9 protein-coding genes and 1 pseudogene are annotated in these 9918 nt (G+C 69.1%); 9 read left to right on the forward strand and 1 reads right to left on the reverse strand.

Annotated elements, in window-relative coordinates:
- The first annotated feature begins 273 nt into the window (after positions 1-273).
- From KPL78_RS29890 to KPL78_RS29930, 9 genes are all read left to right on the forward strand, one after another.
- Positions 274-480 (forward strand): heavy-metal-associated domain-containing protein, encoded by a 207-nt coding sequence (locus KPL78_RS29890; protein ID WP_219766958.1) that lies wholly within the window; start codon positions 274-276, stop codon positions 478-480.
- 98 nt (positions 481-578) lie between these two features.
- The gene (locus KPL78_RS29895) at positions 579-905 is read left to right on the forward strand and encodes a hypothetical protein (protein WP_219766959.1); all 327 of its coding nucleotides are present in this window, start codon (positions 579-581) and stop codon (positions 903-905) included.
- Positions 906-963: 58 nt separating this feature from the next.
- On the forward strand, positions 964-1452 hold the full coding sequence (locus KPL78_RS29900) for a hypothetical protein (protein WP_219766960.1): 489 nt from the start codon (positions 964-966) through the stop codon (positions 1450-1452).
- Positions 1453-1512: 60 nt separating this feature from the next.
- Positions 1513-1764 (forward strand): DUF2933 domain-containing protein, encoded by a 252-nt coding sequence (locus tag KPL78_RS29905; RefSeq protein ID WP_219766961.1) that lies wholly within the window; start codon positions 1513-1515, stop codon positions 1762-1764.
- Positions 1761-2420 (forward strand): methyltransferase family protein, encoded by a 660-nt coding sequence (locus KPL78_RS29910; RefSeq protein WP_219766962.1) that lies wholly within the window; start codon positions 1761-1763, stop codon positions 2418-2420. The genes KPL78_RS29905 and KPL78_RS29910 overlap by 4 nt, the downstream gene beginning before the upstream one ends.
- A 43-nt stretch (positions 2421-2463) precedes the next feature.
- Positions 2464-4623, forward strand: a complete 2160-nt coding sequence (locus KPL78_RS29915; RefSeq protein ID WP_219766963.1) for a heavy metal translocating P-type ATPase — start codon at positions 2464-2466, stop codon at positions 4621-4623.
- Positions 4624-4689: 66 nt separating this feature from the next.
- Positions 4690-5121, forward strand: a complete 432-nt coding sequence (locus KPL78_RS29920; RefSeq protein ID WP_219766964.1) for a hypothetical protein — start codon at positions 4690-4692, stop codon at positions 5119-5121.
- A 289-nt stretch (positions 5122-5410) separates the two neighbouring features.
- A complete protein-coding gene (locus KPL78_RS29925) occupies positions 5411-6070 on the forward strand; it encodes a Spy/CpxP family protein refolding chaperone (protein ID WP_219766965.1) in 660 nt (219 codons plus the stop codon).
- Positions 6071-6324: 254 nt separating this feature from the next.
- Positions 6325-8730 carry a DUF3141 domain-containing protein gene (locus KPL78_RS29930; RefSeq protein ID WP_219766966.1) on the forward strand — a complete coding sequence of 802 codons (2406 nt, stop codon included), beginning with the start codon at positions 6325-6327 and terminating at the stop codon, positions 8728-8730.
- Between the two features lie 278 nt (positions 8731-9008).
- On the opposite strand, the pseudogene KPL78_RS29935 reads toward KPL78_RS29930, so the two are convergent.
- Positions 9009-9918: pseudogene (locus KPL78_RS29935) on the reverse strand (hypothetical protein); the annotation flags it as partial.

Genomic DNA, 9918 nt, shown 5'->3' on the forward strand with positions numbered 1-9918 from the left:
GGCGGGCCGTCCGTGACAGCCCGATCAGCCAGCCAGCCGTTGCCAATCAGCCAACGCACAGCAACATCCCGGGCAGATCAAATCGTCAAACCAGCCTCTCAGCAGGGTTGCCGGAAGTGTCCACATGTCCCCGCGATGATCGCTTCATGACAAAGCATGTCGCGAAGCGGCGGGGCGCGCCGCAATGCTTTGTCATGAAGCAGGCTTTGACCTTCCCATAATAGGAAGCCCGAGGCTTCCCATCATCGGAACAAGGACCACGAGGAGGGTCAGATGCTTCGCTTCAGGATTTCCAACATGAGCTGTGGCGGGTGCGCGAAGGGCGTCACCAAGGTCCTCCGGACCGTTGATCCGGACGCGGAGGTGACGCTCGACCTCGGCACACGCGAGGTCAGCATCCAGGGCGGTTCCGCGGACGCCGAATGGTTCGACCGCGAGCTTCGGTCCGCCGGCTGGAAGTCGGAGCGACTGCAGGGGTGAAGCAGCCCGGCAGCAATGTTTTGTCACGAAGCAACAACACGCATGACGTAGCCTGCTGTTACGCAGCGCAGGATAACCCGAGCAAGGGAATGTCTACGATGTCTCGCTTGAAGTTCACTCTCGCCCTGGCTGCCGCGCTGACTGCCGGCCTCGGGGCCGGCGTCTGGGCGCAGGGCGCCGACCCGCATGGGCATGACGGCCAGCAGCCGCAGGCGCCGGCGCAGGCGGCGCCGAGCCCCGCACCGCAGACGCGGCCCGGCGCCGGCATGATGATGTCGCCGCAACAGATGCAGGACGCTCACCGGCAGATGATGCAGGGCGGCGGGATGCCCATGGCGCAGATGGCCCCCGGCCAGATGCCGCAGGGGCAGACGCCGATGGGCCAGATGCCGATGGGTCAGATGCCGCAGGGGCAGACGCGCTGAGGCCCCCTGGTTGCGCGGGCCGGGGACCCGGCCCGCGCCTTGGCACAACGGAAAGGGGATGATGACCATGAGCAGCACTGAGCATGGCCCTCTGGCCGATACGATGTGGCCGATCAGCACCTTGGTCCCTTGGTTCGGCGCCGCAGAAGCGGCCGAGCCGGCCAACCGTCACCCTGCCGTGTCCGTCGCCCTGCGCCGCCTGCAGCAGGAGCAGCAAGGCGCGATCGAGGCGCAATTCGCGATGGTGCGCAGCGCGTTGGAGCATGCAAGCCAGGCGGCAAGCCGCCTTGCGACTGCGCATGATCCGGGAGACGCCATTGTGGCCCAGGTCGGATTCGGCCTGGCGCTGACCGAACTGGCGGCAGCACCGGTGCGGGCCTGGCTCGAAGTGATCCCGAAGCTGCACGAGTGCTGCATGGCGATGGCAAATGACCCGCCGGCGCCGAGCTTCGCTGCGCGGGGGCCGGCTGACCCGACAGCCAGCGACGCGCAGCCAGCGCGCACGCGACCCCGAAAGGAGGCCGCGCCGTCGCCCGACCCGGGGTGATTGGCGGGCCCGGCGGCGGGCGGTCCGCCGTCGCCTCACGTTACCGGAGATACGGACATCATGTCTGACCATGCACACCATCACGCCGGGCCGTCGCCGGAGCAGGGCTTTTGGCGCAGCCGAACGGGCAGCGTGTTCATCGGCTTCGGCGTCATCGCGGCGGCTTATCTGCTCTTCGAGCACACCGCGCACGTCTTCCAGTGGCTGCCCTTCGGCATTCTGCTGCTGTGCCCGCTGATGCACTTCTTCATGCACGGCAGCCACGGTGGACATGGTGGCAGCGATGGCCCGCGCCCCGGGGCGCGGTCATGAACGCCATGGAGGGCTACGGCTTCTGGATCCTGGCGGCGGCGAATGCGGCTCTTTTCATTGCCTTCGCCTACAGCTTCGCACGCCCCTTGAATGCGCGGGACTGGCGCAGCTTCGGCGCCTTCTCTGCCTTCATCGTCGCTCTCTTCGCGGAGATGTATGGCTTTCCCCTGACCATCTACCTGCTGTCCGGCTGGCTGCAGGCGCGCTGGCCCGGCGTCAACTGGTTCAGCCACGACGCCGGCCATCTTCCTGAGATGATGCTCGGGCTCGGGCTGAACCCGCATTTCGGTCCGTTCCACCTGCTGAGCACGGTGTTGATCATTGCTGGCTTCTGGCTAGTGGCCGCGGCCTGGCCGGTGCTGTTCCGCGCCGTTCGTGCCGGCCGCCTGGCCACGACCGGTCCGTATGCCAAGCTGCGTCACCCGCAATATGCGGGCTTCATCTTGATCATGACCGGCTTCCTGTTCCAGTGGCCGACCCTCGTCACGCTGCTGATGTATCCCGTGCTGGTCGCAATGTACGTCCGCCTTGCCATCCGCGAGGACCGCGAGGCGGCCGCACGGTTCGGCCAGGAGTATGCCGTCTGGCGGGCGCGGGTACCGGGCTGGTTCCCGCGCCTCGGCCGACCTGCCTCCGGCGCAGCGCCATTGCGCTGAGCCCCTCACAGTTCGACGCCGCAGCCAGCCGAGGATTCTTGGAATGACGAATGGACACGATCACACCCATCACCACCACCACGGCCATGCACCAGCTGTGGCCGGCGCGGCCGTGGCGCCCATGCCTGCCAATGCCCACGCCGGGCATGGCAACGCTGGGCATGGCCACGCCGGGCACGACCATGGCGCCATGGTCGCCGATTTCCGCCGCCGCTTCTGGATCTGCCTGCCGCTGACGCTCGGCGTGGTGCTGCTGTCGCAGCACATCCAGATGCTGGTCGGCCTGTCGGGCATCATCGCCTTCCCCGGTGACCGCCTGGTCGAGGCGGCGCTCGCCAGCGCGGTGTTCTTCTACGGCGGCTGGCCCTTCATCACCGGCCTGTCGAGCGAGGTGCGCCAAGGCAAGCCCGGGATGATGACCCTGGTCAGTCTCGCCATCGTCTCGGCCTACATCTATTCCCTCGCGGTGCTCGCCGGCCTCGCGGGCGAGGTCTTCTTCTGGGAGACCGCGACCCTCATCCTGGTGATGCTGCTCGGGCACTGGCTTGAGGCGAAGTCGGTGCTCGGCGCTTCCGGTGCCTTGCAGGCGCTGGTGCGGCTGATGCCGGCGACCGCCACGCGGCTCGGCGCCGGCGGCGCGCAGGAGGAACTGCCGATCTCCGCCCTGAAGCCCGGTGACCTGGTGCTGGTGCGGCCCGGTGCGAAGGTGCCGACGGATGGCACCGTGACCGAGGGCAGCTCCTCGGTGGACGAGAGCATGCTGACCGGCGAATCGCGCCCGGTGGACAAGACCACGGGCGGCCGCGTCGTTGGCGGCTCGGTGAACGGTGACGGCGCGCTGACCGTGCGGATCGACCGCACCGGCGGCGAGACCTATCTCTCGCAGGTGATCCGGCTCGTCGAGCAGGCGCAGGCGACACGCTCGCGCACGCAGGATCTCGCGAACCGCGCCGCCGGGGTCCTCACCTGGGTGGCCATCGCGGTGGGCGGCGGCACCTTCGCCGTGTGGCTGCTGCTCGGCGCGCCGCTGGCCTTCGCGCTGGAGCGGATGGTGACGGTGATGGTCATCTCCTGTCCGCATGCGCTCGGCCTTGCCGTCCCGCTGGTGGTCGCTGTCAGCACCGAGCTCACGGCGCGCAATGGGCTGCTGATCCGCGACCGCGCCGCCTTCGAGCGCGCCCGCGCGCTGCAGGCGGTGGTCTTCGACAAAACCGGCACGTTGACCGAGGGCCGCTTCGGGGTGGTGTCGGTGGTGCCGCTCGGCGCGGGCCATGACGAAACATCGGTGCTGCGCCTCGCGGCGGGTCTCGAAGCCGCGTCCGAGCACCCCATCGCCAAGGGCATCCTGCGCGGCGCCGCCGACCGCGGCATCGTCGCGCCGCCGGCGATCGAGTTCCGCAACCTGCCCGGCGAGGGCGCCCGCGCCACCATCGAGGGCAGCGAGGTCGAAGTGGTGAGCCCCGGCACGCTGGGCCGCCGTGGCATCGCGGTGACGGATGCGCGCGTGGCGGCGGAACACCAGGCCGGCCGCACCGTGGTGTTCGTCGTGCTGAATGGTGCGGTGGCCGGTGCCGTCGCGCTGGCCGACATCATCCGCCCGGAGAGCCGCGAGGCGGTGCGCCAGCTTCAGGCGCTCGGCCTGCGCTGCATGATGCTGACGGGCGACGCGAAGCCGGTTGCCGAGCAGGTCGGGCGCGAACTCGGCCTCGACGAGGTGCGTGCCGAGGTGCTGCCGCACCAGAAATCGGAGGTTGTGCAGGCCATCCAAGCGAAGGGCCTGACGGTCGCGATGGTTGGCGACGGGGTGAACGACGCGCCGGCGCTGGCGCAATCCGACCTTGGTATCGCTATCGGCGCCGGGACCGACGTCGCGGCCGAGGCGGCGGACATCGTTCTGGTCAGGAACGATCCGCGCGACGTGGTGGCGATCCTGGCCCTGGCCCGCGCGACCTACGCGAAGATGGCGCAGAACCTGGTCTGGGCGACCGGCTACAACGTCATCGCGATTCCGCTCGCCGCCGGCGTGGGGATGCCCTGGGGCATCCTGCTGACGCCGGCCATGGGGGCGGCGCTGATGTCTCTTTCCACAGTGGTGGTGGCGTTCAATGCCCGTCTCTTGGGCCGCCAGGGCGAGCATCGACTGGCCACGCTTCGCCGGGATATAGCGCAGGCCGGCGCGACGGCTCCGGCGGTCGCGGCATGACGCGGGTAGCGGCACATGGATGGCCCATCTCGCACCGCATGGCGCCCTGCGTCCTGGCTCCGCGCCATGCGGGCCTACACGATGCTCCTGGTGCCGGCCATGCTGGTGTGGGAGGTCGCGCAGCTGCCGCTCTATACGCTGTGGCGCGATGCCAGTTCGGGCACGATTGTCTATGCCGTCCTGCATTGCACGCTCGGCGATGCGCTGATCGGCGTGGCCGCACTCGCCTGGGCCCTGCTGCTGGCGGGCGAGGACACCTGGCCGGCGCGAGGCTTCACCCGGGTGCTGAGCGCGACTGTCGCGGTCGGGGTCGCCTACACGCTCTACAGCGAGTGGGTGAACGTCGAGCTTCGGCAGGCCTGGGCCTACACCGAGGCGATGCCGCGGCTGCCCTGGCTCGGCACGGGGCTCGCGCCGCTGCTGCAATGGGTCGTGGTGCCGCCGCTCGCGCTGCTGGCGGCGCGGCGCGCCAATGCGCGCGGACCCGAAGCAAGATGATCGGAACGTCGCGTCATCCAAGGCTCTGGAAGCGCGAGCTCCATTCCGGAGCACGCCGGCGCGAATGGCAAGGAGGAGAGATACCATGTCTGCACGCATGACTCACGGAGCCGCCGTGGCGGCGGCGCTTCTGCTCGCATGGCCAGCAATGGCTCAGCAGGCCCCTGCGGCGGATCCGCATCACCCTGGCGGCGCCGCCGCGACGGCAGCCCCCGGCGCGGCGCAGCCCGCCCCCGCGGCATCGGCCCCGGCGGCACCCGCGCCGGGTGGTGGCATGGGGATGATGGGAATGATGGGTGGCCAAGGCGGCATGCCGATGATGATGGGCGGAGACGATCGCCGGCCCGGCATGGGGATGGGCATGATGCGGCGCCACGGCCCCTACGGCACGCCGATGAACGTCATCATCAACGTCGGCCCCGACATCCATGTGGACGTGGAAGATCAGGATGGTCGGCGCGGCATGGGGCGTCCCGGCATGGGTGGCGGCGGAATGCCCGGCATGATGGGCGGCGGGATGCCCATGCGAGGCATGCCGGGCGGTGCCTCCCAAGGGATGGGAATGGGTGAGCAGCTGCATGACCTGCTCGCCGAGCGGGCGGAGGGCGGCCTCGCCTTCCTGCGCGCGGAACTGCGCATCCGCGCCGACCAGGAAGCAGCGTGGAACGCGTTCGCTGCCAAGATCCGCGAGGCAGCGACCCGCTTCCGCGAGGCGCGCGGCAGAATTCCGGCCATCGCGCCGGGCGCCGGCCTGGAGCAGCATCTCGCCGCCCAGGAGGCTCGGCTCACCGCCGAACTCGAGCGCGCCCGCGCCTGCCGCGAGGCTGCCGCCACGCTGATGCCCGCGCTCGACGAAGGGCAGCGGCGCACCGTCGAGGCGCTCGCCTGGCTCATCCTGCCCGGCAGCCCCGGACCGATGGCGCGCGGCATGGCGGGGCCGGCGCGGTAGCGCCTTGGCGTGCCGGCAGGCGCGTGCCTTGCGCCGCGCAGCCTGCCGGCATGCATCAGGGCTCCTGAGGACGACGCCCGGTGGATGATGCGACACAGCCCCCCGCTGCTGCTTCCGGATGTCACGGATGCCTGGGGCTACAGCCGCGGCCCGGTCGAAAAGACCGGTCAGGTCAGCGCACGCCTTAATATCAAGTTGCAGCGCACAACTATGCATATGCAACCGGATTCCGCAGCGATCTATGAGGAAAACGCATGTCCGACAAGACAATCACGTCCGTACCGAAGCCCGCGGCATTGCCGGAGCCTCCGCAAACGCGGCCCATCGGGGGGCGCGGGAAAGCCCAGGATACGCTTCCCGGCACACAGTCCCGCGCCGGCGGGACGGTGAAGGCGCTACGCACGGGCGTCGACGGAGCACCCCGTTCCCGGGCACCTGGATCGAATTACGCCAACTCCGCGCTTGAGTACGCCGTGGATCTTTGGCAGCGCGGCGTTCTCTACGCGGACGTCATGCGCGAGCGCGGCAACCAGTACCTGGAGCATCTCGCTCAGGTGGCGCCGCATGTGCTGAGCTTCGCACACGAGCCCGTCATGTCCGGGCACGAGCTCGAGCGCCCCGTCAATTACGGCATGGTACGCATCATCCCTCCCGAGGGCATCGAGATCGACCCGCACAAGCGGCCCTTCGTCGTCGTCGACCCGCGGGCCGGGCACGGGCCGGGGATCGGGGGCTTCAAGGCCGACAGCGAGATCGGCGTCGCCCTCCGCGCCGGCCATCCGTGCTATTTCGTCGGCTTCCTGCCGGATCCGGTGCCGGGCCAGACCGTCGAGGACGTGATGCGCGCCGAGGCGGCCTTCCTCGAGCGGGTCATCGCCCTGCATCCGGACAGCGAGGGCAAGCCGGTCGTGATCGGCAACTGCCAGGCGGGCTGGCAGATCCTCATGACCGCCGCCATGCGTCCCGAGCTGTTCGGGCCGATCATCGTCGCGGGGGCTCCGCTGTCCTACTGGGCGGGCTGGCCGGGCAAGAACCCGATGCGCTACGCCGGCGGACTGCTCGGCGGCAGCTGGCTGACGGCCCTGACCAGCGATCTCGGCGCGGGCCGGTTCGACGGAGCCTGGCTGGTCCAGAACTTCGAGAACCTCAATCCGGCCAACACGCTCTGGACCAAGCAGTACGACCTCTTCTCGAAGATCGATACCGAACGCGAGCGGTACCTCGGCTTCGAGCGATACTGGGGTGGCCACGTCTTCCTGAACGACATCGAGATGCAGTACCTCGTCGACAACCTGTTCGTCGGGAACCGGCTGTCGAGCGCCGAATTGATCACGTCGGACGGCATCCGCATCGACCTCCGCAACATACGCTCCCCGATCCTGGTCTTCTGCTCGAAGGGCGACAACATCACGCCGCCCCCGCAGGCGCTCGGCTGGATCACCGACCTCTACCGCGACGACGACGAGGTGCGGGCGCACGACCAGACCATCATCTACGCCGTCCACGACAGCATCGGCCATCTGGGCATCTTCGTCTCGGGGAGCGTCGGCCGGAAGGAACATCAGGAGTTCGCGACCAACATCGAACTCCTCGATCTCCTGCCGTCCGGCATCTACGAGGCCGAGCTCCACGACAAGGGGCCGGAGACGCTCAATCCGGAACTGGCGTTCGGCGACTACGTGCTGTCTCTGGAGAAGCGCCGACTGGATGACATCCGGGAGATCGTGCAGCCGGACACTGAGAGCGACCGGCGCTTCGCCGCGGCCGCGCGCATCTCGGAGATCAATCTCAGCCTCTATCGGAGCTTCGTCCAGCCCTGGGTCCGGGCCGCGGTCACGCCGCAATCGGCGCTGTGGCTGCAGCGGATGCATTCGCTGCGCCTCTCCTATGACCTGGTTTCAGACCGCAATCCATGGATGGGCTGGATTGCGCAGCAGGCGCAGACGCAGCGGGAGAACCGGCAGCCGGTTTCGGCCGACAATCCCTTTCTGCAAGCACAGGGGATGATGTCCCGCGCCATCGAGGGGACGCTCGATCAATGGCGTATTTGGCGGGACAACGCCTACGAGCAGACGTTCAATGCCATCTACGGATCGCCCTGGGTGCAGGCCTGGGCGGGGATGAACGCGAGGGACGTCACGGAGCCCCGCCAGCATCCGGGCACCACCCCGGAGCACCAGGCGTTCGTGGCCGCGGAAATCGAGCGCCTGCGCGCCGACATTGCCGAGGGGGGCCTGATCGAGGCAGGTATCCGCGCAACCTACTACGTCGGCAGTCTGCGCGGCTCGATCGACGAGCGCGGCTTCAATCTCATCCAGACACTTTGCAAGCACTGCCTGGGCGAGAGCGACCTGTCGCCGGCGGAACTCAGGCAGATGATCCGCAAGCAGGCCAATCTCGTGAGGCTCGACCCCAAGGGAGCTATTGCCGCGTTGCCCGAACTGCTCGCGCGCGCCCACGCGCACGGGATCGAGTTGTGGGGACCCGCGATCGAGCGTCTCCTGGCCGCCGGGGGGGCGCTGGATGACGCGGCGCAAGAACGCCTGCGCGAGGTCAAGGCCGTGTTCGACGCCGCCGCGCACCGGACGGACGGGGCGGCTCGACACGGGCTTGGCGCGGCTGAAGCGGCCGTGCCGTCGAGGCAGAAGGACATCCGGTAAGCTTCATGAACGCTGGGCTCTGACGAAGCGCAGCGTATTCACCTCGGCGTCGGAGTACACGCGATAGCCCCCCCTCCGCCCGGCCCGCCCTCGGGATCACGCCGATGGCCTCGTGGTACCGGAGCATCCTGGCCGGTCGCGGCCCTGCTGCAACCCGGAGGCCTGCGCGGCCTGCCCGATGTTCATGTCGGTCTCCGTTGGGACAGTCGGACCCTGACGGTCGCCCGGGATGTAGGGCTTCCTATTGTGGGATGGTCAAGCGCGGCATGATTGGTCCGCTACGGAAGTCGCCGCTTCGTCGCCGTCACCGAAAGCGTCGCCAGACCCAAATCGAAGGTCGCCGTCGGCGAGATGTTGCGCGCCATGACGCGCACGGTGTTGTTGGACCATGCGGTGGCGTCGAGTTCGACGAAGCGCGTCGACGATGCCAGCGCGGCCTGGGCAAGGTCGCCCTGCCGCGCGCCAGCCACAGTGACGTCGAGCAGGCTGGTCGCCCCCGGCGCCAGGCTGGGCAGGTCCCACGATACCTCCACCGCGAACTCCCGCTGCCCGACCGGCAGGGCGGGCGTGCCGCAGAGCAGCGCCGGCGCCGCCTCGGGCAAACCGTAGAGCCGCAGCGCCTCAACCTCGATCTGCCCGTCGAAGCCGACGATGCCGATCTGCGCAAAGGCGACGCCGGGCCCGAGCCGCACCGTCATGCGCTTGTTCAGCGAGGCATCGGCCATGGCAGCACCGCCGGTCCAGGCCTTGGACGGGACATTCCACAGCAGGGTGGTGATCGAGGCCAGCGCGTCGCCGGCGAGATTCTCCCGGACATTCATCGCCGCATCGAAGCAGCGCACGAAGACCCGCCCGCCATCGGCGCCGCCGACCAGCCAGTGGGCCAGGGCGAACTCCTTCGCCTGGGAGCAGTCCACCGCGAAGGCCAATCCCCGCTGCGCCTCGAGCAGCAGCCCGCGGGCGGTCGGCGTGATGTCGTCCAGACCATTGAAGGACAGTCCGGCGAGGGTGGCGGCGCTGGTGGTCGAGGTGGCGACCACCGCCAGGCCCTCGACGCCGATCTCGGTGGCGCTGTGGCGGAAGGCCCTGGCCCGGACGTTCGGCACCGACCCCAGCAGCCGCAGGTGCCGCGACGCCGGCGCGCGATGCCGGTTGAGCACGGTGTTGCCACAGCGGGTGGCGGTCGCG

The organism is Roseomonas alba (assembly GCF_019430885.1).
GTDB lineage: Bacteria > Pseudomonadota > Alphaproteobacteria > Acetobacterales > Acetobacteraceae > Neoroseomonas > Neoroseomonas alba.

What these genes read in the sequence shown, in the direction of transcription:
- KPL78_RS29890 (WP_219766958.1), top strand. Translation starts at nt 274, where the DNA reads ATGCTTCGCTTCAGGATTTCCAACATGAGCTGTGGCGGGTGCGCGAAG.
- KPL78_RS29895 (WP_219766959.1), top strand. Translation starts at nt 579, where the DNA reads ATGTCTCGCTTGAAGTTCACTCTCGCCCTGGCTGCCGCGCTGACTGCC.
- KPL78_RS29900 (WP_219766960.1), top strand. Translation starts at nt 964, where the DNA reads ATGATGACCATGAGCAGCACTGAGCATGGCCCTCTGGCCGATACGATG.
- KPL78_RS29905 (WP_219766961.1), top strand. Translation starts at nt 1,513, where the DNA reads ATGTCTGACCATGCACACCATCACGCCGGGCCGTCGCCGGAGCAGGGC.
- KPL78_RS29910 (WP_219766962.1), top strand. Translation starts at nt 1,761, where the DNA reads ATGAACGCCATGGAGGGCTACGGCTTCTGGATCCTGGCGGCGGCGAAT.
- KPL78_RS29915 (WP_219766963.1), top strand. Translation starts at nt 2,464, where the DNA reads ATGACGAATGGACACGATCACACCCATCACCACCACCACGGCCATGCA.
- KPL78_RS29920 (WP_219766964.1), top strand. Translation starts at nt 4,690, where the DNA reads ATGCGGGCCTACACGATGCTCCTGGTGCCGGCCATGCTGGTGTGGGAG.
- KPL78_RS29925 (WP_219766965.1), top strand. Translation starts at nt 5,411, where the DNA reads ATGATGGGTGGCCAAGGCGGCATGCCGATGATGATGGGCGGAGACGAT.
- KPL78_RS29930 (WP_219766966.1), top strand. Translation starts at nt 6,325, where the DNA reads ATGTCCGACAAGACAATCACGTCCGTACCGAAGCCCGCGGCATTGCCG.